This window comes from Bradyrhizobium sp. HKCCYLRH3059 (assembly GCF_051168035.1).
GTDB lineage: Bacteria > Pseudomonadota > Alphaproteobacteria > Rhizobiales > Xanthobacteraceae > Bradyrhizobium.
The window spans coordinates 1,445,298-1,468,618 of record NZ_JBNPUF010000001.1 but is presented as its reverse complement, the minus strand read 5'-3'; the positions used below and the strand labels follow the sequence as shown (position 1 = coordinate 1,468,618).

The following is a 23,321-nucleotide window of genomic DNA, read 5'->3' as shown; positions in this document are numbered from 1 at the left end:
TTCTGACACGAACTCCGTCGAGGATCGTTAAGCCCATCTTTTGGGAGAACCTCTCATGGCCTGGGTGATCTTATTCATTGGCAGCCTTTGCGAGGTGGGTTGGCTGATCGCTCTCAAATATTCCGAAGGTCTCTCGCGCCTGCCGTCGATCCTGGTCACCGTGGGTTTTATGGGCGCCAGCGTCGGTTGTCTTGGCCTCGCCGTGAAGACGATCCCGATGGGCACGGCCTACGCCGCGTGGACCGGCGCGAGCATCGCCGTCGCCACTCTCTTCGGAATCTATCTGTTCGACGAGCCGACGACCGCGACCCGGCTCGCCTCGATTGGTCTCATTGTACTTGGCATCGTCGGACTGCGCCTCGAGTCCGGATAGGCGTGCCAATCCTCAAAAATAGCTCTCGAGCGTCCCGCGCCGCCTGATGTCGAGTGTCGCGCAATGGAATGCTCCGCCAAATGCGGCGTAATGCAGGAATTCGCAGGGGATCGGCTCGAAACCCCATTGCTCGATCGCACGCATCGTTCGCACATGATGCGGATCAACGATGATGCGCTTTTCGTCCACCATCAGTACATTCATGTTGAGCCATTTTCCGCAGAGCGACGTGATATTGAGCAAGCGATCGGTGATCGGATCAGGCTCGGGAGCGACGAGAATGTCCCATTTCTTCAGTATGTCCGGGAGGCGGCTGACGTCGATGTATTCGGGATTGATCAGAAGCCTGCCCGGCCCCAGCGGCAAAATGGTCGTGTCGATGTGCATCGGGCTACGACAGCGGCTCTCGATCTCGTGGATGCGATAGCCGTCGCCGAGATGGCGGCGCAGCCATTCGATGCCGGATGCATTGGTGACATTGCTGAGGGTTACAAACAGATCGCGCCCGCAGCGGACGAAATCGGCAGCGTCGAACACCGGTTCGAATTCAGTCAGAATATACGACATCGGCTCACCGTTTTCGGGCCGTCTGAAATCGGCGTTATACAGTTCGTCCGTGAGTTGCGGCCGTGGCGCGGCAGTCCAGCGGGCGCCGCGACGGAAATAGTCCTTCAGGACCGGACGAAAGGAATGGGTCTCGAAATAGCGGCTGGGCCACGCCATAGGCGTTTCAATGATTTCGTCTCCGATCACCAGCATGCTATCGCGCGGGCAGGAGTTGCAGAAGCCGCGCGAAGACCATTCGGGCGTGCTGAAGCGCTTCTTGAAATCAGCCGGTTCCGGCCGGGTGACCACCACGCCAAGCGACTGCAACAGCGCAATAAAGCCGTCGAGCTCGCGCTGAGCCGGTTCAATCATCATCCTTGGATAGCGGAAGCCCCCGAGCAGCGCTTGCGCCCGTGCAGCCATTCCCGGAATGTTACAGGCGACGACCGGATGAGCGGATGGAATCGTCGCGCCTTCGAGCCTTCCGACAATCACTTCCTCGAGTGGATCCCACTCATTGTGCGAGTTGACCGGAGAAATCCTTACCTTGCGGTCGGAATCCGGGCCGCTGTCGTGCGTGATCATGGCATGACCAAAGCAAGAGGTGCAGATGTGGCACGAATACTCTAATGCGGTAGCATCGCCGGCGCATAGCCTCAGTGCAGCAATGCACCACAATCCGTCCTTAACAAACGGCGCGGCGCTTCCAGCCCAGTGCGGTGGCAGGGCTTCACGGCGAGCGCTCCGCAGTCATGTCGCGCGGCGTGCGAGCGCCACAACGCGGATATAAAGATGACGTTGTATCTGTCCGTAGGGCTCTGCCCTGTCAGGAGCCGCCTTTCTTGAATTCCAGCGGCGCGGCCGGCTTGAACTGGCTGCTCACCTCGCCGACCAGATCCCTGTCCGCCCCGGACAGGTCGAGCTTGCGGATCGGAGCGCCGACGGAAAGGTCCAACAGCGGCAAGTTGACCCAGACGATGTTCGGGCTGAGGGTCGATTCGAAGAAATAGAGCCGGTCGGTCGAGTCGGCGACGGCGCGCCAGATCGTATGCGACGCCTCCGGTCGCTTCGGGTCTGGCCGCACGAAAGGCTGCGCCACGTTGCGCATGACCGACAACATGCGGGCCACGGTCTGGCGAGTGTCCGACGGCTTGGTCTGGTTCTGGATGTAATAGGCGGCGCGGACGAAGCGGTCGGCCGCTTCGCTCGTCCCCGGCAGCGCTTCGGTGCCGCCAAAGACGTGGTATTTCTTCAGATTGGCGAGCTGCTCGGGGAAGGGCGGCGAGTTCGTCATGACCAGATAGCGGCGGTCGTGATGAACGCGCACCTTGCCGCCATCGACGATCTCGATGATCGCCGAATCGCCCGTCGCGTCCGAAAGCGACAGATGCACGGTCGCCGTCGCGTATCCGGGCATGCCGGCGGCGATGAGTTGATAGCGACCGGTTTCGATGTCGGCCACCGCCTCGGCAACGGTGGCAAAGTTGTCGAGGTTGTATTGCGCCCATAGCGACAGCGCGAGGCCGGGGCGCTTGAGATCGCGCTTTCCGTAATCGCTCTCGGAGAGCCACAGCAGGTTGGCGACAAGACCTTTTTCATTCATGCCGTCGGCGATCGCCAGATTATAAACCGCCCCGCCGACGCTGCCGTATTTCGACGTCCAGCTCAGTTCGTTGTCGTCGCCGCTCTCGCCTTTGCGCGCAAGGCCGCGCGGAAAGGCCCAGAGATCGGTGCGCATGTCTTCGGGCCAATCCATGTTGCGCCCGGTGACAACGGCCTGACCATTATCGGCCCAGAGGACGCGCGAACACGCGTCCGCCAGAGATGATCCAAACGCGACGATTGCCAAAGCCATCGCCCCGCTCACCACGCCCGCACACCGCCGCATGGTCACGCTCCTCGTTGTGTTCAATACAATCTAGAGGCGAGTGCGAGTCGGCGACCTTGATCTGGGTCAATCATCGTCGGTCGCGGCGCCGCGACGATTCGCATGAGATCGTTGTCTTGCCGGGCTCGGCGGGGGCGATCCGACAGCATCGTCCCCTCAGGTGCGCAATTGCACCGAAAATCTCGAGATTCTGGATTCAGCCCTGACGGGCTGCCCCGGAATGGCGGGCTATGACGCAGCAAGATCAGTCGCCGCTGCGCATGCAGGGGGCGCGACCAGATGCGGGCGTGACCCTCGCCGCTCTCGTCACTGAACAGCTCGGCGTAGCTCGCGCGTTGAGCGACGCAACAGGAGCACGTCCGGCACGGGAGCGTCCCGCGCGCTCGCTCAGGCCGACGCTTTGGCCTTTGCCGCCTTCGCCTCGGAGATCGCCGCCCACACCTTCTCCGGCGTCAGCGGCGTCTGCAGGTTGGTGATCCCCAGCTCGAACAGCGCATCCATCACGCCGTTGGTGACGCAGGGCGGACCGCCGATGGCGCCGGATTCGCCGCAGCCCTTGGCCCCCAGCGGGTTGGTCTTGCACGGCGCGGAATCGTCGAGCGTGACCACGATCGGCGGCACGTCGTCGGCGCGCGGGATGCAATAGTCCTGATAGGTGGCGGTCAGGAGCTGGCCGTCGGCATCGTAGGCGACGTTCTCGTACAGCGCCTGGCCGATGCCCTGCGCGACGCCGCCATGGATCTGGCCGGCGACCAGCATCGGATTGACGGCGACGCCGACGTCGTCGACCGTGGTGTAGCGCACCACGCGGCTGATGCCGGTCTCCGGATCGATCTCGACCTCGCAGACATGCGTGCCGTTCGGCCAGCTCGGACCGTCGACCTCGCCCTCGCTGTCGACCGACAGCTTGGCGCCCTGCTCCTTCCCGGCGATGTCGAACAGGCTGATGCGGCGGTCGGTGCCGACGACGGTGAGGAAGCCGTCGCGATACTCGATGTCCTCGACCGCGGTCTCCAGCAGGTTGGACGCCTTCTCGCGCGCCTTGGTGATGAGGTCGTTCGACGACACCGCCACCGCCGTGCCGCCGACGAACAGCGAGCGCGAGCCGACGCTGCCGAAGCCGGTGGCGAGATCGGTGTCGCCCTGCACGACGTCGATCTTGTCCAGCGGAATGCCGAGCGTATCGGAGATCATCTGCGTATAGGTGGTCTGCAGGCCCTGCCCCATCGCCATGGTGCCGGAATGCAGGATGACGCGGCCCTCGGAGGTCGCGTGCAGCGATACCTTCTCGGTGTGGGCGCGGCCGCCGGTCCATTCGATGTAGCTGGTCAGGCCGCGGCCGTAGAGCATGCCGCGCTTCTTCGCCTCGCGCTTGCGCGCGTTGAAGCCGTCCCAATCGGCAAGCTTGGACGCGCGCTCCAGCATGTGGGCGAAGGCGCCGGAATCATACACCTGGCCGACGGCGTTGGTGTAGGGGAGCTGCGCCGGCTTGATGTAGTTGGTCTTGCGGATGGCGCGCGGATCGATCCCGATCTGGCGCGCGGCCGCATCGAACAGCCGCTCGACGATGAACACCGCCTCGGGGCGTCCAGCACCGCGATAGGCGCCGACCGGCGCCGTATGCGTCATCACGGTCTTCACCTCGAAATGCACCAGCGGCAGATCATAGACGCCGGTCTGCACGAACGGCCCGAGCACCAGCGGGATGATGTTGGCCGCACCCGACGAATAGGCGCCGGTGGCGCCGATCGAGCGCACCCGATAGGCCAGCACCTTGCCCTTGGCATCGAGCGCGAACTCGGCGGTCGAGGTGAGGTCGCGGCCATGGGTGCCGCCGACGAACTCGTCGGTGCGCTCGGCGCGCCAGCGGATCTTCTTGTTAAGCTTGGTCGCGGCATAGGCGACGATGCCGTCCTCAGGATAGAGGTTGGTCTTCTGGCCGAAGCCGCCGCCGATGTCGCCGACCAGCACGCGCACGCTCTCCTTCGGCCGCTTCAGCACGGCTTCCGCCAGCACGTCGCGTGTCGAGGCCGGGGTCTGCGATTGCACATGGAGCAGCAGCCGGCCGGTCTTCTTCTCGATCTCGGCGATGGTCGAGCGCGGCTCCATCGCCGAGGGCACCAGGCGCTGGCTCGTGATGTCGAGCGAGACCTTGTGCGGGGCGTTGGCGAAGGCCTCCTCGACCTTGGCGGCATCGCCATAGCTCATCGCGGCGACGATGTTGTCGGGCGCCTCCGCCCAGACCACGGGCGCACCGGGCGCGAGCGCCTTCACCGGATCGGTCACCGCCGGCAGCACCTCGTAATCGACGACGATCGCTTCCGCAGCCTCCTGCGCGACCGTGCGCGAGGTCGCGACCACGGCGGCGACCGCCTCGCCGGTGAAGCGGACGATCTCATGGGCAAGCAGGCGGCGCGGCGGCACCGTCATCGGCTTGCCGTCAGGACGCTTGAAGATTGCCAGGGTCGGAATGGTGCCGACATCGTCAGCGACGAGGTCCGCGCCGGTGTAAATCGCCTGCACGCCCGCGATCTCGCGGGCGGCGGCGGTGTCGATCGACAGGATCCTGGCATGCGCATGCGGGGAGCGCAGCACGTAGAGCCACAGCGCGCCGTCCTCCGCCTTGTCGTCGATGAACTGCCCCTTCCCGGTCAGCAGCCGCTGATCCTCCAGGCGCTTGAGGGGCTGCCCCGCACCAAACCGCATATTGTTGGGAAGAATGTTCATTCGTCAGTCCTTGGTCAGTTCAATGAATTTGGCAGGGTCTTAGCGGATCGGCATTGCGGTGGCCAACACGTGTTTAAGCTGGTGCGTCATGACGAACCGTCATTCCGGGGGCGCGCGCAGCGCGAGCCCGGATTCCATAACCACGACCGGTAGTTTGGAGGCTCGATGTCTCCATGTCTGCCCACCCGAGAGGCCGCGGAGTATGGATCCGGGCTCAGCCCTTTGGGCTGCCCCGGAATGACGATGAGGAGAGAGCGGGGGCCAAAGCCGGGGCTAGCTCACCCCAGGCTGCGCAGCACCTCTTCGACGACCTTGCGCTGCTCGGGCGAGAGCGGGGCCTGCGGCGGCACGGGATCGCCGACGTCGTAGCCCTGGATCGACAGGCCGGCCTTGATGCAGGCCGCGAGGTTGAAGCGGGCGAAGGCCTCGTTGACGCGCCACAGCTTCTTCTGCAGCAGCATCGCATCGTCCCAGCAGGACGCCTTGCACAGATTGTAGAGCGCGACGCTCTGGCGCGGGATGATGCAGGCCGGCCCGGCCATCCAGCCCTTGCCGCCGATCAGCATCACCGCGGCCGGAATGTGTGAGGACGCCGCGAACACCTTGATGGCGTCGCCGCAGCGATTGATGATCGACAACAGCCGGCCGGTGTTGGTCGAAGCGTCCTTGATGTAGTTGATGCGCGGATGCTCGGCGAGGCGCGCGATGACGTCGAGCGACAGGTCGGAACGCTGGAACTGGGGATTGGTGTAGATGACGACGGGAACGTCGACGGCATCGGCAATCGCCCGGAAATATGCCTCGATACCGGCGTCGTTGACCGGGAAATAGGCTTCGAGCACCGCCAGGATGCCGGTTGCGCCGCGCTTCTGGTAAGCCTTGGCCTGCGCCACCGCGTCAGCAATCGTAGTCGAGGCCACGCCTGCGATCACGGGAACGCGGCCCTGGGCAGCATCGATGGTTGTCTCCACGACGGTCATGCGCTGGGCACGATCGAGATAGGCGAACTCGCCGGTGGAGCCGAGCGGCGTCAGGCCGTGCACACCGGCAAGGATCAGATCGTCGCAAAGACGCCCCAGCACCTCCGTACGGATCGTTCCATCCGCGCCGATCGGCGAGGCCAGGTAGGGAAAGACACCATGAAATTCAGTCATGCGGCCGGTATAGCGGCCGGGTCGCTGGTTCCGCAAGGCGGCCGCCGAAGCGAGAGGCGCCCTTCTCAGGCCCGGCCTGTTGCCCGCAGCGACATCTGCCTCAGGGACCTGACACCAGCGGACAAGAGCCGGTGTGTAGCAGCGCCACACTGCCGCGATGGAATGCGGGGTGTTGCCGCAAACCGAGCTGCCAATCAGCTCACGTTAAATCCGGCTTCAAACTTTCTCTCCACCATAGGTGCATGTCCCGCGGCGGAGGCGGTCAGAGGGCAGCGATTCAATCTGGGATTGCGCGCACCGTGGCGAAGAAGGACGAGCGCGATGACCTCAAACACGGCAAAAATGGCTACGAACTTCGCCATTTTCAGTCATTTTTCCGCCGGATTGACCAACCATCATGCGAAGCGGAAAGAGTTAGTACGAGTGCTCCAGCGTAAATTCGCCGTAGGAATTTCGATCGGAGACGAGGGAAGCCTGCAGCGAGAACGACGATGAAGACGCTTTACGATTTACTCGGAGCTCTTCCGGACGATGACGCTGACGATATCCGGGCGGCCTTCCGCAAAGCGGTCAAAGAGAGCCACCCCGACGTCAATCCCGGCGATCCGGATGCCGCGCTGCGGTTTCGACAGATCATCCGCGCCAACGACATTCTCGGCGACAAGGAGCAGCGCACGGCCTATGACCGGCTGCTCGGCGCCGCGCAGGACGAGCATCAGCAGGATTCCAAGCTGGCCGTCGTCGCCAAGGTCCACAAGGTCGCGTCCGGCGTAATGGCGCTGGCCGGTGCGTCCGCCGTGGCGCTAACCGGCTACCTGCTGTTCACCCACATGTCGTCGGCTTCCGTCGCGCCGCTCAAGCCGATCGTGGTTGCGACCAACAAGGTCAAGCCGAACGAGGTTCCCGCCAAACCGATCGATAGCGCCACCGACGCGGCGACGACCGGCGATGCGGCCGCGAATTCCGGCGGCGAGACGGCTGCCAGCGCAACGGTCGGCAGCGCATCGGGCAGCAATGCCTCGGTATCCGATCCGCTTCCGCTACGCGTCAGCAAGATCGACACGGTCTATTCTGCCGAGCAGGAGCGTGCGCCCTGCGCGGCAGGCGCGACCGCGCCATGCACGGCGGATACAATGCTCGCCGGGGGTACGGCTTCGAACGAGGCCCAGGCCCATCACGATCGCGGCATGGCCGCGTTCCAGAAGGGCGACTTCGCGGCGGCGCTGGCCGATCTCGACGCGGCGATCCAGCTCGATCCCCGCTACCATGAGGCCTATATCGACCGCGGCATCGTGTTCTATCGCATGCGCAAGTTCGACCGCGCCTTTGCCGACGTCGCGGCCGCAAAGCGCATCGAGAAGACGAACCGCGCCGTACTCGACGCGATGGCGAAGCGTCAGCCGCTGCGGCCGCTGAAGCTCGAGCCGCCAAAGTCCGACATCAAGGCGGAGACGCCGAAGGCAGAGGCACCGAAAGTGGCGGCGGCGGCGCCGATGCCCTCGCGGATGTCGACGGCGACGCCGGTCTATCCAACCACCGACCCCAGCCGCGCCCCCTGAGCGATTGACGAAGATTTAAGGTAACTCCGAACCTTCGTCGCGCGAATCGTTCGCGCCCATCAACTGTTAGGAAAGGTGTCCCATGGTGTTCCCATGGGACATGGGCTGCTTTCCAGATTCATCCATCCGAACCCGGCGATCCGGCGCGAGCTCGTCGATCTGCTGTACACGTCTCTGCCGCAGGTCATGTCGATCAACGCGGCCGCCATCACCGGCTCGGTCACGCTTGCGGTCCTGCACGGCGATCCCGGCTACATCGCGATCACGTTCGCGATCATCGTCAACGCCATCGGTCGCGTGGTCAGCCTGCTGCGCTACAAACAATATGCGGGACGCCTGTCCGATCGCGACGTGATCCTCTGGGAGAAAGTCTACGCCGCGGGCGCCGCCGCCTTCGGCCTTGCGCTTGGCGCTCTCACCTTCCGCGCGTTCCAGCTCAACGATGCTCCGGGCGCATGGATCGCCTTCGGCCTGTCGATGTCCTATTGCGTCGGCATGGTGTCGCGCGCGGCGATCCGCCCGTGGGTCGTGCTGACGACAACCGCCGTGCTGCTCGCCCCGACGCTCATCGCCGGGTTGATGCGCCCGGAGCTGCCCTATCAGCTCGGGGCCGTCCTGCTGGTGCTGTTCTGGTTCTCGATCCGCGAAGCCTCGCGCCATCTCAGCACCGCGTTCATCGAGCGGCTCGAGGCCAAGCACGCGCTGGCCCGCCAGGCCAACCATGATTTCCTGACCGACCTGCCCAACCGGGCGGCCTTCCTGGCTGCGCTCGAACGCACGACCCGGACTGTCGCGATCATTGCCATCGATCTCGACGGCTTCAAGCCCGTCAACGACCGCCATGGCCACCACGCCGGCGACGACCTGCTGCGTCAGGTCGCAGCCCGGCTATCGAGCTGTGTCGGCCAGGGCGGTCTCGCCGCGCGCTTCGGCGGCGATGAGTTCATGCTGCTGAAGCCGGTGACGGGCGGCGCGGACGGACGCGACGAGGCGCTGGCGCTGGCGCGCGAAGCAATCCGCTCGCTGTCGATGCCATTCCTGCTGTCCGACATCCCCGTGGTGATCGGCGCCAGCGCCGGCCTGCTGGTGAACGACCGGCCGCTCACGGACGAGTCCATGGACGAGGTGCTGCGCCAGGTCGACAGCGCGCTCTATGCCGCCAAGCGCGCCGGGGGCGGCTGCTGTACCTGGGCCGAGGCCGCGGACGGCGCATTGCGGCAGGCGGGCTGACGCGCGGCCTTCGATCTCAGGCGACGATCACCTCGTGCAGCAGCGCGTCGATCTCGCCGGCGTCGAGCTCACCTTCGAGTCCGATCAGCACGAGCTGGGCCGTGAGGCCATCGGCGGGCGACACCGGCGACGGCGCCAAGGTGCCGCGCGTCGCCACCGACTGAAACAGGATCGGCTGTCCCGGATGGTCGGTGAACAGCAGGATGCCCTTGATGCGCAGGGTGCGCGGCGCGAGCTTTCCGATCACCTGCTGGAAGCGGGCCAGCGACAGCGGAGCACGGGAGGTCCAGGTGAGGGTTGCGAAAGGTTGCGACATCGTCGGCACCTGCTTGGGCAGCTCTCGCGGCGCGCGAATGTCGCGGCTGAACAGCAGGTCCGGCGCGACGACGCCATGCGCGATCTCGAAGATCGCCGATTGCGGCTTGGTGCCGCCGACGACGGCGCGGGCCGCATCGAGCGCGGCGCGGTCGAGCAGATCGGCCTTGGTCAGCAGCACGAAATCCGCGGCCCGTAACTGCGAGCGCCACAGCACATCCTGTTCGATCTCGGGATCATCGCGCAGCCGCTGCGGGTCGACCAAGGTGACGACGGTCTCGAGCGGCGCCACCTTGAAGATCACGGGATCCATTAGGCTGCGGATGATTTCGGCGGGATCGGAAATGCCCGATGTCTCGATCGCAATCGCGTCGGGTGCCGGATCGCGCTTGATGACGGAGGACAGCGTGCGCAGCAGGTCGCCCTGCAGCGAGCAGCAAATGCAGCCGTTCTTGAGGCTGATCACCTCCTCGGTGACGGTGCCGAGCAATTGCGCGTCGATATCGACCGCGCCGAAGTCGTTGACAACAGCGGCGATGCGCCGTCCGTCCGGATTGGCGAGCAGATGATTGAGCAGGGTCGTCTTGCCGGCACCGAGCGATCCGGCGACCAGCAGGACCGGGACGATCATGACAGGACCGGACGGCGTACCGCCTGCCCCGGCCGGACGTCGCGAACGAGCTCGCCATCGGTGATGACGGCGCGGCCATTGACGAGCAGATGCCGTACGCCCTCGGACGGCCGGTTCATGTTGAGGAAGTCGGCGCGGTCGCGCAGGCTGGCGAGATCGAGCACGGCGATGTCGGCGTCGCAGCCGGCCTGCAGCCGTCCCTTCTTGCGCATCGCGGGCGTCGACGGTTCCAGAATCCGGGCCGGGATCAGCGTGCACTTGGCGAGGCCCTCCATCAGCGGCACCGCCTTGCGGTCCAGCACCCATTCGCGCAGGAATTTCGTGAACGTCGCCGATGAGCGCGGATGCGACACCGCGTCATCCGGCAGCGGCCAGGCGTCGCCGGTGTAGTCCGTGCCGTTGGACAGGATCCACGGCATCGCATCGGAGGCGATGGCGCCGCCCGGAAACAGCACGGAGACGTCGAGCAGGTCGCGGTGGCGCTGGTTGACGGCGACATCGAGGAAATGGATCAGCACCAATGCGCCGGGATCGTCCTGCTGCCGCGCCAGCAATTCGTCACGGCTGCCGAGCCGATGGCGCTCGGCGACCATCTCGATTGCGTCATAGCCGGTACCCATGCGCTGGCAGAACGCGGGATCGGCGAAGAAGCCGGCGCCGACCACGGTCGAGCCGGTGCCGTAGGGATAGGCTTCGGTCGTGACCTTCAGGCCTTGCTTCTGCGCGGTCTGCACCAGCTCGGCGCAGCGCTCGACATCCTGCAGGCTGGTGCTGTTGAAATGGCAGATGTGCATGTGGGCGCCGGTCGAGCCGGCCAGCCCGATCAGCCGCGTGTAGGCATCGACTGAGCTGCGCGGATCGACGTTCGACATATAGGCGATGTGCGTGTAGGTCGGCACGTCGTGCTTGGCCGCCAGGCTGCACAGCTCCGACAGCTCCTTCATGCCGGTGCCGGGCGCGTAGGCGTTCGGGAAGGCAATGCCGAGACCGCCCTGCTCCAGACCCTGCCGCGTGCGCTCGACGATCTCGGCGGTCTCGGCAGCCGTGGCGACCTCCTCGACCCAACGCTTGTCGCGCATCGCCTCGCCCATGCCGGCGATGTTGGACGCGGTCTGCTGCGTCGTCATCGTCGCGATCCGCGCGAACACCCAGCCCGACGCTGCGCCGTAGTTCAGAAGGCGGCCGATCGCCGCCTGCTCGTCATACCAGCGCGCCACCGGCATCACGCCGATCTCGAGCTCGAGCGTGGTGGTGACGCCGTCGAAGGCCTGCATGCGGTCGGCCGGCAACGACTGGCCATGCGCGTGCAGATCGATGAAGCCGGGCACGACGGCGAGGCCGGCCGCATCGACCACCTGATCGGCGGCCCCGCCGACATCGCCCACGGCAGCGATCGCGCCATCCTTGATGGCGACATCGGCCGTGGCGTCGAGCTTCGTTTCCGGGTCGAGCACGCGACCGCCGCGAATGATCAGATCGTAGTGAGGCATGAAATCAGCTGGGCTCGCGAGGTGGAACTGCGCCCAGGCCTAACACAGATGCGCGGCGATGAGAACGCGGCGGGAGAGATCGATGCTCTCCGAGCCATGCGTGGCGCACTTATCAGTTCGTCGAGCTGGGGCGCCGCTCTTCCCCTTGCGCAAGGGATCGGGCAGGATTGCGAAAGACGACCTCTCGGCATCCGCCGTTCGACAGAGGAGACCCGAATGGCTTCGCACATACGGCGCATCGCCGACTTCACCTGCGAGAAGCAGCCGGCGACGGGCTCGCGCGGCATGGTGGTGACCAATCATCCGCTCGCCTCCAGCGCCGGTGCCGAGATGCTGATGCGTGACGGCAACGCGATCGATGCCGCGGTCGCCGCGCTGTTCGCGCTGACGGTGGTCGAGCCGATGATGGTCGGCATTCTCGGCGGCGGGCTGTCGCACATCCGCCTTGCGGATGGACGGCACATCGTGCTCGACGGATTGAGCACCGCGCCGCGGCGCGCCACGCCAGGAATGTATGATCCGGTCTCCGACGAGATCACGCTGGCGCGCGAGACCCGCGGCCGCCGCAACGTCGCAGGCGCGCTCGCGGTCGCCGTGCCCGGCGCGCTGAAGGGATGGTGCGAGGCCCTGTCGCGCTTCGGCCGGCTGCCGCTGGCCGAAGTGATGGCGCCGGCGATCCGGCTCGCTGAGCACGGCTTCATCGCCAGTCCCTATCTCAACGATTGCGTGCGGCTGGTCGCGGACGACCTCGCGGGCGATCCGCATCTGTCGACGCTGTTCGTGCCGGGCGGCGAGCCCGTCAGTCCAGGCACGCGCGTGATCCAGACCGACTATGCGGCATCGCTGCGGCTGATCGCGGAGCAAGGACCGGACGCTCTCTATGGCGGGCCGCTCGGGATCGCGCTGGCCGACTACATGGCCGACAATGGCGGGCTGATCGATGCGAGCGACCTCGCCGCCTACAAGGTGATCGAACGCGCGCCGATCCGCGGCCACTATCGCGGCCATGAGATCATCGGCCCGCCGCCGCCCTCCTCCAGCGGCGTGCACATCGTGCAGATGCTGAACATCCTCGAGGGCTTCGACGTCGGCGGGCTCGGCTTCGGTTCGGCCGATGGCGTGCACGTGCTTGCCGAAGCCTTGAAGATCGCCTTTGCCGACCGGGCGGTCGCCACCGCCGATCCCGCTTTCGTCGACGTGCCAGTCGAGCGGCTGACGTCGAAGGCCTATGCCGCGCAGCGGCGGGCGCAGATCGACATGAGCCGGGCCCGGAGCTTCGGCCCGGGCCTTGCGCCGACGGAGTCCGCCAACACCACCCATGTCACGGTCGCCGATGCCGAGGGCAACGTCGTCGCGGCGACCCAGACCATCAACGGCCTGTTCGGCGCCTGCGTACAGATCCCGGGCACCGGCATGACCGCCAACAACTACATGTACAATTTCGATCCGCATCCGGGCCGCGCGCTGTCGATCCAGCCGGGCAAGCGCGTCTTCACCTCGATGGCGCCGATGATGGCGCTTCGCGACGGCCGCTTGCGCTATGCGCTCGGCCTTCCCGGCGGCCTGCGCATCTTTCCCTCGGCCTTCCAGGCGCTGGTCAACCTGATCGACCACGGCATGTCGCTGCAGGAGGCCGTCGAGGCGCCGCGGCTCTGGACGCAGGGCGGCGTGCTCGAGCTCGAGCCGGCGTTTCCCGACCATGTGGCGCGGGAGCTCGCCGCACGCGGGCACGAGATCAAGCGCGAGCCGGTCGTGGCCGGCGGCATGAACGCGATCGCGTTCGGCGACGACGGCACGCTGACAGGAGCCGCGTGCTGGCGCGCCGACGGCACCCCGATCGCGATCTCCGGCGGGCGCGCCCGCGCCGGGCTTCGCTTCGCCATCGCGTGAGCTCTACAGGCGCTCTCGCATCATCCGCGCGATCGCCTCGCCGATCACGACGGTGGTGAAATGCGTGTTGGCGCGGCAATCGGACGGCATGATCGAGGCATCGGCGACGCGCAGGCCGGCAATGCCCTTCACGCGGCCGTCCGGATCGACCACGCCGTCGCCATCGTCGAATCCGCTCATGCGGCAGCTCCCCGCCGCATGCTGGATGTCGCCGGTGACCTGCCGCAGCAGCGCATCGAGCTCGGCCTCGGGCAGCGCAGCCGCCTGCGGCAGCGTGAACTCCGTATCGCCGAGGCGAATCCAGTCGGCGATGTCGCGCAGCGCCGGCTGCACCGTGATCACGGCCAGCCGCTTCACCGCGTCCCGCATTCGCGCCACGTCGCGCGGATCGGCCAGCATGTTCTCCTCGACGATCGGATCCACGCTCGGATCGGTCGAGGCGAGCCTGAGCGTACCGCGCGAGAAGGCGTTGAACAGTCCGGCGCCGATCGCGCCGGGCACGCCGATGCCCCGATGGTTGAACGCGATCAGGATCATGTCGCGCTTGCCGCCGCCGGCGAGGCCCGACGAGTAGGTGACGCAGCAATTGGTATGGCGCGTGTCGCGGTCGGTCGGACGCAGCGCCTCGCGGAGCTGGATGGTGGTGCGGAACAGCGGATGATCGAAGAAGTGCCGGCCGACCGGAAGATCACGCACGACCGCAATTCCCATCTCCAGCAGATCGGTCGCAGGGCCGATACCCGAGCGCAGCAGGATCGCGGGGCTGTGGATCGCGCCGGCGCACAGCACGACCTCGCGCGCCGCGACGTTTTTCACGCCTTCACCTTCGATGTGGACGCGCACGCCGGTCGCCCTGCCGTCGCTGATCAGCAGCCGATCGACCAGCGCCCGCCCCCGGATCTCCAGGTTCGAACGGCCGCGGGCCGGCTCGAGATAGCCCTCATTGGTGGAGATACGGCGGCCGTTGCGGCTGTTGATCGGATAGCAGGCGACGCCCTCGCCATCGGGCCCATTGAGATCGTCGCACCAGCGATAGCCGCTCGCCAGCGCGGCATCGCGCAAGCCACGATCGATCGGGCCCCATGTGTCAGGCGGTGCGCGAGTGACTGGAAGCGGGCCGCCGCGACCGTGCCCCTCGCGATCACCGAATGCGAGATCGTCCTCGATCACCGCGAACAGCGGCATGATGTCCTTGGCCGACCATCCCTTGCAACCATTGGCCGCCCATTCATCGAACGCATCGGCCACGCCGCGGATCGCGATCTGGCCGTTCATCATCGAGCTGCCGCCCAGCCCCTTTCCGCGCCAGTAGAAACGCATGTCCTGCCCGGCGACGCGGCGGGACATCAACTCCGGCCACTGCCATTTCTCCTGGAAGGCGCGATCATGGATGATCGGAATCGGGTTGGGCGTCACGATCTCCCACGGCGCGTCGTCCGCGCGCCAGTCCGCGCCGGCTTCGAGCAGCAGGACCCGCGTCCGGGGGTCTTCGGACAGGCGCGCAGCGACGACCGCTCCCGCGGAGCCGCCGCCGACCACAATGACGTCATACATGGACTGAATTCTCGCTGTTCTCAGGCACCGCAACCATGACGGCCAGCTTGCGCCGCCGAGAGCGATCCGTGAAGCCCTTGAAAACTCAGGCCGTCAGCATGCCGACGCAGAGCTGCGGCGCATCCTCGGCAACGAGACAGGAGGCGACGGCGATCACCTCGCGCGCCGATTTCCAGGCGCCGCCGCCACCTGCCGGGCCATTGGTGTAGAGCGTCTCGACCTCGTTGCCGATGCGGATCGCCTCCGCCATCGTCTCGGTCCGCCCGGCGACACGAACGCGCACCTCGTAGGGCTCGGCGCCCTGTGCGCGATCGTCGCCATGCAGCGCATTCAACCCGATCAGGTCGCAGCGCAGCTCGTTCACCGCCACGCCGGTGAGCGCGAGGCGCTCCCTGACGACATCGAGCGCAAGGCGGCCGCGCGTGACCGCGCCAGGGCCGGCATAGGAGATCTGACCCTCGCCGATATAGGAATCGAGATAGCCGACCGAGGTCTTCAGCAGTCCCGTCTTCGGCCGGCCGCGACCGCCGACCACCCTGACCCGGTCCGGACCAAGCTCCTCGACGGTCACCTGCGAGAAATCCGCCACGACGTCGGGTTGGAAATATTGCACGGGATCGTGGATCTCATAGAGCAGTTGCTCCTTCACGGTCGCCGGCGTGACGCAGCCGCCGGAGCCCGCGACCTTGGTCACGATCAGTTCGCCATCCTCGCGCACCTCGCCGATCGGAAAGCCGAGCCGGGCGAGATCGGGAACATCCTTCGCTCCGGGATCGGCGAAATAGCCGCCGGTGATCTGTCCAGCGCATTCGAGCAGATGACCGACGACGGTGCCCTGCCCGAGCCGGTCCCAATCATCCAGGGCCCAGCCGAACTCGTGGATCAGAGGTCCGAGAAAGAGCGCCGGGTCGGCGGCGCGCCCGGTGATCACGACATCCGCGCCGGCCGCGAGCGCCTCTGCGATCGCGCCCGCCCCGACATAGGCGTTGGCCGAGACGACCCGATTGCCGAGGGCCCGGATCGTGTCGCCAGTGTCGAGCACGACATCCGCTGTCTTCAACGGCTCCAGAACATCGTCGCCGGTCACGGCCGCGATCTTCAGCCCCGTCAGTCCAAGCCGGCGCGCGATGGTGCGGGTGGCTTCGGCCGCGGCGACCGGATTGGCCGCCCCCATGTTGGTGACGATACGGACGTTGTTGGCGCGGCAGATCGGCAGCACGGCCTGCATGCGCGCCGCCAGCAGCGGATCATAGCCGGCGGCCGGATCCTTCATGCGCGCCTGCTGCGCCAGCGCGATCGTGCGCTCCGCCAGGCACTCGAACACGAGATAGTCCAGGCCGCCCTTCGCCGCGAGCTCCACCGCAGGCTCGATCCGGTCACCGGAATAGCCCGCTCCGGCGCCGATCCTGATGCTCCGCATCGGCCGCTCCTCCTGACATCGTGCGCCGTTCGTCGGCTTCTGCCGGTTACATTAGCGGCCGCGGTCCGAGCTTGCCAGCGTCCGCGTGGAACGGTCAGGCTGCCATCGTGCTGCTAGTCCGCGAGCGCCAGCGTCGGCGCCTCGCTGCTCGCCGTGCATGCGACGGCAACGGCCATGTGCTCGTCGGCCCAGCACCAACGCTGGCCGCCGGCACGCTTGGCCGCATAGAGCGCGCGATCGGCCTGGTCGAGCAGCGCCTCGGTGTCCGCCTGCCGATCCTCGGTGACCAGGATGCCGGCGCTGGCGCCGATCTGAACGCGCGTTCCAGCCAGCGTGAAGGGTTGCGACAGCGCCGTCACCGCCGCTTGCGCGAACACGAGAGCGGCGTCACGTCCCACCGCGGGCAGCAGCAGCATGAATTCGTCGCCGCCGAACCGCGCCGCCAGGCCCGTTTCGCCGAGGCAATCCTGCAGACGTGCGCCGACCTGGCACAGCAGCTCGTCACCGGCCTGATGGCCGAACCGGTCGTTGACGAGCTTGAAGCCATCGAGATCGACCGCGATGATGGCGACGGGGCGATCGCACCGGCCGAGCGCGGCGATGAACGCGGCGCGGTTCGGCAGGCCGGTGAGGAAATCGCGCAGCGCCTGCCGCGCCAAGGCCTGCTGCGCCGTGATCCGCTCGGTGAAGGCGGCCGTGAGTCGATACGACGTGCCGCGCAGCGTGATCCAGAACAGCACCACCATGCCGGCGCCCATCCGGTACACCGGCTCGGGCTGCATCAGGCAGGCCACCACGGTCGGAATCAGCAGCACCGCCGAGGAGGTCATGACGATCCATGGGCTGACACGCGACACGATGCCGACGCAGAAGGCCATCGACAGGCCGAAGCACATCCAGATGCCCGGCCCGTCGCCGATCTGAAACGCGCGTGCCGACAACGCACCGACGGCCAGACCGAAGGCGGCGGCGCCGAGGCCGTAGAGGCGTTCCCAGCGAATGATCGCATCGTGATCGAGCCGATCGAAGCGCGCGGCGAACATCCGTAGCTTGAGAACACGAAGGGCGCCGATCACCAGCAGCACCACCGTGATCGCGGCGTAGCCCGGATCGCGCGCAACCCAGGCCATCACGCTGCCGATCACGACGGCGGCGGCCGAGATCGTCCCGACCAGCGGCATCGAGCTGTACAGCAGATGCGCAAGATCGCGACGAATGTCCAGGTCCAATCGATGCATCGCAATTCCAGTTCGCCAAGCGCGCGCACTCTCGTACCCACGCCTTAACGAAATCTCGCTGCACCCGCGAAGGGCTGCCATGCGCCGCGGATGCTTAAGAGATCCTCACTGCGACGATGACAATGCAAGTGGATAGAATGCGAATGATGGTACGCGCACGCGCGCATGAGCGATGCAGGGCCGGGATCAGCTCGCCCAATTGTCTCGGAATTCGCCGAACAGCGTGATGCCGCCGCATGCATAGATCGTCTGTCCGGTGATGTAGCTCGCTTCGGACGAGGCGAGAAAGGCGAACACGCCGGCGATCTCTTCCGGGCTCGCCACCCGCCCCATCGGAATGTGGGACTCGACCGCCGCGCGCTTGGCCGGGTCCCCGGTCCAGGCCGCGTTGATCGGCGTGTCGACGGCGCCCGGCCCGACCGAATTGACGCGGATGCCGCGCCCGGCGAATTCGAGCGCCAGGGTCCGCGTGAGGCCCGCCATCGCGCTCTTACTGATCGAATAAGCGAGATAGCCGGGCTTCGGAATGATCTGGTGCACGCTTGAGGTGTTGATGATGTTGCCGCCGCCGCGCGTGACGAAATGCGCCAGCGCGTGACGCGCGCAGAGCACGGCACCGTTGAGGTTGACCTCGAGGATCTTGCGATACGTGTCGACGTCGAGCGCCTCGCTGGGCGATTCCCGCTGAAAGCCGGCATTGTTGACCAGGCAGTCGAGCCGGGGCCAGCGCTTCAGCACCGTCTCGAACATCTCGGCGATCTCGGCCTCGACGCCGATGTCGGCCTTCACGGCAACGTGATCACGCGAGCCGTGACCATGCGCGGCAGAGGCGGCCTGCACCAGCGCCAGGGTTTCGTCGCCGGACGGCGACGGGCCGCCGAAATTGATCGCGACATGCGCACCCTCCTCGGCAAACCGCACCGCGATCGCGCGGCCGATGCCTTGCGTTGCGCCCGTCACCAGCGCGTAGTGTCCGACGAGACGCGACGCCCGTTCGGCTGGTTGGTCAGATGGCTCCATGTCTCGACTCCGTGAAAATGATCTCGCCTCAGCACGCTGCGATGACTCGCGTTCGGATGACAAGGCTATCAGGAGTCTGGTATCGCTCCACTCCGTATCCGTCGTTGCGCACGCAGGCGTGAGACGTCATGTATCTCGGCATCGATCTTGGAACATCCGCGGTCAAGACGATCATCGTCGATGACACGCAGCGCGTCGTTGCGAGCCGCAGCCACGCCTTGACGATGGACGTGCCGCGACCGGGCCGGGCCGAGCAGGACCCCGCCGCATGGATCGGCGCGGTATTCGCCACGCTCGATGCGCTGAAGGCGGATCATCCCGGCGCGTTGGCGGCGGTGGACGCCATCGGCCTGTCGGGCCAGATGCATGGCCCGGTGCTGCTCGATGCCGCGATGAATCCGTTGCGGCCCTGCATTCTCTGGAACGACGGCCGGTCGGAGCGCGAATGCGCTGCGCTGGAGCAGCGCTGGTCCGCCTTGCGCACGATCACCGGCAACAAGGCGATGCCCGGCTTCGCCGCGCCGAAGCTGATGTGGATCGCGGCGCACGAGCCCGAGATCTTCGCGGCCACGCGGCTGGTTCTGCTGCCGAAGGCCTATGTCCGGCTGGTGCTGACGGGCGATGCGATCGAGGACATGTCCGATGCGTCCGGCTCGCTCTGGCTCGATGTCACCAGGCGCGACTGGTGCGACGAGGGCCTCGCCGCCACCGGCCTCACCCGTGCGCAGATGCCGCGCCTCGTCGAAGGCTGCGCGCCGGCAGGCCGGCTGCGCAGTAACCTCGCGGAACGCTGGGGCATGACGAAGCGCCCAACCATCGCGGGAGGCGCCGGCGACAACCCGGCCGGCGCCATCGGCATCGGCGCGATCCGGCCGGGCGCCACGTTCATCACGCTCGGCACGTCCGGCGCCGTGATCTCGCCGGTCGACGCCGTCACGGCCAATCCCGAGCGCGTCGTTCACACCTTCTGTCATGCCATCCCGGCGATGTGGCTGCAGGCTGGCGCGATGCTGTCGGCGGCCTCATGCCTCGCCTGGGTCGCGCGGCTGCTCGGCGCGAGCGAGACCGAGCTGCTCGCCCCGCTGGGCGCGGGGCCCGCCGCGCCGTCGCCGGTCAGCTTCCTGCCCTATCTCGCGGGCGAGCGCACGCCGCATGACGATCCCCATGTCCGCGGCCTGCTCGACGGCCTGAGCCACGCCACCGACCGCAACGCCATCGTCCAGGCAGTGCTCGAGGGCGTTGCCTTCGCACTGGCCGACTGCCGCGACGCGCTGACGGAAACCGGGCTCGTCATTGCCGAAGCGGATGCGATCGGCGGCGGATCGCGCTCGGACCTTTGGCTGGCGATCCTGGCGAATGTGCTCGGCATTCCCGTTCATCGGCTGGCCGAGGGCGAGACCGGCGCCGCCTTCGGCGCGGCGCGGCTGGCACGTCTTGCCGTCACCGGTGAGGACATCGGCGCGGTCTGCACGCCGCCGGCGCGCGTGCGGACCTTCGCTCCGGACGTCGCGCTGTCGGCAGCCTATGCCGAGCGGCGGCCGCGCTGGCGACAGCTCTATCGTCGGCCGAGCTAACCGGATCTCCGAAAGGCATTCGTCGCGGCGACGTGTTGCGGCGGCGTCTCTTTCATATTGTATTCGGCAACAGCCTCTAGTTTAATGGCTTCCCGCGCCAGCGATCAACGAGCCGCGGACGACGAGACGACGTGCATTGGGAGGCACGATGAGCGGTCCGATCCTCGAGATGCGCGGGGTGTCGAAGTCATTCTTCACCATCAAGGCCCTGCACAAGGTCGACCTCACCGTCTACGCCGGCGAAGTCCATGCGCTGATGGGCGAGAACGGTGCCGGCAAATCCACGCTGATGAAGATTCTCTCCGGCGCCTATCGCCCGGATCCCGGCGGTGAGATCCGCATCGAGGGCCGGCCGGTGCGCATCGAAGGGCCGATGGGCGGCCGCAACGCCGGCATTTCGATCATCTACCAAGAGTTGTCGCTGGCGCCGAACCTGACGGTCGCCGAAAACATCTATCTCGGCCGCGAGCTGTCGCAGAGCGGCCTGCTCGCGCGCAGCACGATGCGCGAGGGCGTCGGACCGATCCTGGACCGGCTCGGCGCCGATTTCACGGCCTCCACCTTGGTGGCCGAGTTGTCGATGGGCCAGCGCCAGCTGGTGGAGATTGCCCGCGCGCTGCATGCACGATCCAAGATCCTGATCATGGACGAGCCGACCACCTCGCTGTCGGCCGGCGAGAGCGAGAAGCTGTTCGCGCTGATCCGCCAGCTCCGCGCCGAAGGGCTCGCCATCATCTACATCTCGCATCGCATGGACGAGGTCTATGCGCTCGGCGACCGCGTCACCGTGCTGCGCGACGGCCGGCTGGTCGGCTCGCTCGACAAGCCGGAGATCCGCGCCGACAGCATCGTCCGCATGATGGTCGGTCGCGACGTGTCGTCGTTCTACAAGAAGGACCACGACCCGCACGCCAAGCGTGATCGCGCGGTGCTCAGCGCCGTCGACCTCGGCGACGGCCATCGCGTCAAGAATTGCTCGTTGACCGTTCATGCCGGCGAGGTGGTCGGCCTCGCCGGGCTGATCGGCGCCGGACGCACCGAGCTCGCGCATCTCATCATCGGAGCCGCGCCGAAGACGACCGGACACATCGAGCTCGACGGTGAGAAAGTCAGCATCGACACGCCGCGCGATGCGCTCGATGCCGGCATCGCCTATCTGACCGAGGACAGGAAGGCGCTCGGGCTGTTCCTCGACATGTCCTGCGCCGACAACATCAACCTCGCCGTGATCGGACGGGACGCGAAGCCCGGCGGCATTCTCGACCGCGACAAGGCGCGCGCACGCGCCGACGAGGCGTTCAGCGCGCTCGGCATCCGCGCTCCCAATCCTGGCGTCACCGTCGGCGGCCTGTCGGGCGGCAATCAGCAGAAGGTGCTGCTGTCCCGCCTGCTTGCGACCGCGCCGAAGGTCCTGATCCTGGACGAGCCGACCCGCGGCGTCGATGTCGGCGCCAAGTCCGAGATCTATTCGATCATCGACAATCTCGCCAAGTCCGGCACCGCGATCCTGGTGATCTCGTCCGATCTGCCGGAGATTCTCGGCATCTGCGACCGCGTGCTGGTGATGCGCGAAGGGCATCTGGCCGGCGAGTTGCAGCAGAGCGCGACATCCCCCATCACCCAGGAAGACATCATGGCGCTGGCCACCGGGACGGAGCACGTCGATGCCTGACAACAGTTCGTCGCAAGCCAAGACCGCGCCTTCATCCGGCCTGCCGTCCGCATCGGACAACAAGCAGCAGCGGCTACGGCTGATGATCCGCGCCGCCGGCATGCTGCCGGTGCTGCTGATCCTCTGCGTCGGCTTCCACATGCTGTCCGACGGACGCTTCTTCTCAGGACAGAATCTCGGCATCGTGCTGCAGCAGGCCGCCGTGAATACCGTGCTCGCCGCCGGCATGACCTTCGTCATCCTGACCGGCGGCATCGATTTGTCGGTCGGCTCGATCCTCGCCGCGGCTGCCATGGCCGGCCTGACACTGTCGAAGATGCCCGATCTCGGCGCACTGTGGCTGCCGGCCGCGGTGCTGACGGGCCTTGCCTTCGGCGTCGTCAATGGCGCGTTGATCGCGCTATTGCGGCTGCCGCCGTTCATCGTGACACTCGGGTCGCTCACGGCGGTGCGCGGTCTCGCCCGCCTGATGGGTGGCGACACCACCGTGTTCAACCCATCGATTCCCTACGCCTTCATCGGCAACGCCTCGCTGACGATCATTCCCGGCGTCGTCTCGATCCCCTGGCTGTCGGTGATCGCGCTGCTGGTGATCCTGGGCTCCTGGCTGATCCTGCGCCGGACCGTGCTCGGCGTGCACATCTATGCCGTCGGCGGCAATGAGAGCGCCGCGCGACTCGCCGGCATCAAGGTCTGGGCGGTGCTGATCTTCGTCTACGGCATGTCCGGCCTGCTCGCCGGCCTCGGCGGCGGCATGCAGGCGGCGCGGCTCTATGCGGCGAACGGTCTGCAGCTCGGCCAGTCCTACGAGCTCGACGCGATCACCGCCGTCATTCTCGGCGGCACGTCGTTCGTCGGCGGCATCGGCTCGATCTGGGGCACGCTGGTCGGCGCGCTCATCATCGCGGTGTTGTCGAACGGGCTCATCTTGGTCGGCGTGTCCGACATCTGGCAATACGTCATCAAGGGCCTCGTGATCATCGGCGCCGTCGCGCTCGACCGCTACCGGCTGCAGGGCTCGGCCCGCACCTGAGACAACA

At 66.7% G+C, this 23,321-nt stretch carries 17 protein-coding genes; 7 read left to right on the top strand and 10 right to left on the bottom strand.

Going from position 1 to position 23,321, the window contains the following annotated elements:
• Positions 1-55 precede the first annotated feature (55 nt).
• A complete protein-coding gene (locus ACQR13_RS06695; protein WP_315713960.1) occupies positions 56-373 on the top strand; it encodes a DMT family transporter in 318 nt (105 codons plus the stop codon).
• Between the two features lie 12 nt (positions 374-385).
• On the opposite strand, the gene ACQR13_RS06690 is transcribed toward ACQR13_RS06695, so the two are convergent.
• The 4 genes from ACQR13_RS06690 to ACQR13_RS06675 form a co-directional block, all read right to left on the bottom strand.
• Complete coding sequence (locus ACQR13_RS06690; RefSeq protein ID WP_434841700.1) at positions 386-1,504, bottom strand: amidinotransferase; 1,119 nt, start codon at positions 1,502-1,504, stop codon at positions 386-388.
• Between the two features lie 241 nt (positions 1,505-1,745).
• On the bottom strand, positions 1,746-2,807 hold the full coding sequence (locus ACQR13_RS06685; RefSeq protein WP_434862694.1) for a linear amide C-N hydrolase: 1,062 nt from the start codon (positions 2,805-2,807) through the stop codon (positions 1,746-1,748).
• Between the two features lie 387 nt (positions 2,808-3,194).
• Positions 3,195-5,534 carry a xanthine dehydrogenase family protein molybdopterin-binding subunit gene (locus tag ACQR13_RS06680; protein WP_315826047.1) on the bottom strand — a complete coding sequence of 780 codons (2,340 nt, stop codon included), beginning with the start codon at positions 5,532-5,534 and terminating at the stop codon, positions 3,195-3,197.
• Between the two features lie 278 nt (positions 5,535-5,812).
• A complete protein-coding gene (locus tag ACQR13_RS06675) occupies positions 5,813-6,688 on the bottom strand; it encodes a dihydrodipicolinate synthase family protein (RefSeq protein ID WP_315752639.1) in 876 nt (291 codons plus the stop codon).
• Positions 6,689-7,179: 491 nt separating this feature from the next.
• Here ACQR13_RS06675 and ACQR13_RS06670 point away from each other — a divergent pair, with 491 nt between their 5' ends.
• Both ACQR13_RS06670 and ACQR13_RS06665 read left to right on the top strand, forming a co-directional pair.
• Complete coding sequence (locus ACQR13_RS06670; RefSeq protein WP_315752637.1) at positions 7,180-8,247, top strand: J domain-containing protein; 1,068 nt, start codon at positions 7,180-7,182, stop codon at positions 8,245-8,247.
• A gap of 93 nt (positions 8,248-8,340) precedes the next feature.
• Positions 8,341-9,477 carry a GGDEF domain-containing protein gene (locus tag ACQR13_RS06665; protein WP_315713953.1) on the top strand — a complete coding sequence of 379 codons (1,137 nt, stop codon included), beginning with the start codon at positions 8,341-8,343 and terminating at the stop codon, positions 9,475-9,477.
• Positions 9,478-9,493: 16 nt separating this feature from the next.
• On the opposite strand, the gene ACQR13_RS06660 is transcribed toward ACQR13_RS06665, so the two are convergent.
• The gene (locus tag ACQR13_RS06660) at positions 9,494-10,423 is read right to left on the bottom strand and encodes a CobW family GTP-binding protein (RefSeq protein ID WP_315826046.1); all 930 of its coding nucleotides are present in this window, start codon (positions 10,421-10,423) and stop codon (positions 9,494-9,496) included.
• Positions 10,420-11,913, bottom strand: a complete 1,494-nt coding sequence (locus ACQR13_RS06655; protein WP_315826045.1) for an amidohydrolase family protein — start codon at positions 11,911-11,913, stop codon at positions 10,420-10,422. Before ACQR13_RS06655 ends, ACQR13_RS06660 begins: the two co-directional genes overlap by 4 nt.
• 216 nt (positions 11,914-12,129) lie before the next feature.
• On the opposite strand from ACQR13_RS06655, the gene ggt reads away from it, so the two are divergent.
• Positions 12,130-13,803 carry a gamma-glutamyltransferase gene (ggt, locus tag ACQR13_RS06650; RefSeq protein WP_434862682.1) on the top strand — a complete coding sequence of 558 codons (1,674 nt, stop codon included), beginning with the start codon at positions 12,130-12,132 and terminating at the stop codon, positions 13,801-13,803.
• Positions 13,804-13,806: 3 nt separating this feature from the next.
• On the opposite strand, the gene ACQR13_RS06645 is transcribed toward ggt, so the two are convergent.
• From ACQR13_RS06645 to ACQR13_RS06630, 4 genes are all read right to left on the bottom strand, one after another.
• Positions 13,807-15,357 carry a GMC family oxidoreductase gene (locus ACQR13_RS06645; RefSeq protein ID WP_434862681.1) on the bottom strand — a complete coding sequence of 517 codons (1,551 nt, stop codon included), beginning with the start codon at positions 15,355-15,357 and terminating at the stop codon, positions 13,807-13,809.
• An 85-nt stretch (positions 15,358-15,442) separates the two neighbouring features.
• Entirely contained in the window at positions 15,443-16,777 is a 1,335-nt protein-coding gene (locus ACQR13_RS06640; RefSeq protein ID WP_434862680.1) for an acyclic terpene utilization AtuA family protein, read from the bottom strand.
• A 113-nt stretch (positions 16,778-16,890) separates the two neighbouring features.
• Entirely contained in the window at positions 16,891-18,015 is a 1,125-nt protein-coding gene (locus ACQR13_RS06635) for a diguanylate cyclase domain-containing protein (protein WP_434862679.1), read from the bottom strand.
• Positions 18,016-18,201: 186 nt separating this feature from the next.
• Positions 18,202-19,035: a glucose 1-dehydrogenase gene (locus ACQR13_RS06630; protein WP_315713946.1), complete on the bottom strand. Its 834-nt coding sequence runs from the start codon at positions 19,033-19,035 to the stop codon at positions 18,202-18,204.
• Positions 19,036-19,163: 128 nt separating this feature from the next.
• Here ACQR13_RS06630 and xylB point away from each other — a divergent pair, with 128 nt between their 5' ends.
• From xylB to ACQR13_RS06615, 3 genes are all read left to right on the top strand, one after another.
• Positions 19,164-20,609: a xylulokinase gene (gene xylB, locus ACQR13_RS06625; protein ID WP_315752631.1), complete on the top strand. Its 1,446-nt coding sequence runs from the start codon at positions 19,164-19,166 to the stop codon at positions 20,607-20,609.
• 148 nt (positions 20,610-20,757) lie between these two features.
• Positions 20,758-22,281, top strand: a complete 1,524-nt coding sequence (locus ACQR13_RS06620; protein ID WP_315713944.1) for a sugar ABC transporter ATP-binding protein — start codon at positions 20,758-20,760, stop codon at positions 22,279-22,281.
• Positions 22,274-23,314: an ABC transporter permease subunit gene (locus tag ACQR13_RS06615; RefSeq protein ID WP_315713943.1), complete on the top strand. Its 1,041-nt coding sequence runs from the start codon at positions 22,274-22,276 to the stop codon at positions 23,312-23,314. The genes ACQR13_RS06620 and ACQR13_RS06615 overlap by 8 nt, the downstream gene beginning before the upstream one ends.
• Positions 23,315-23,321: the final 7 nt, after the last annotated feature.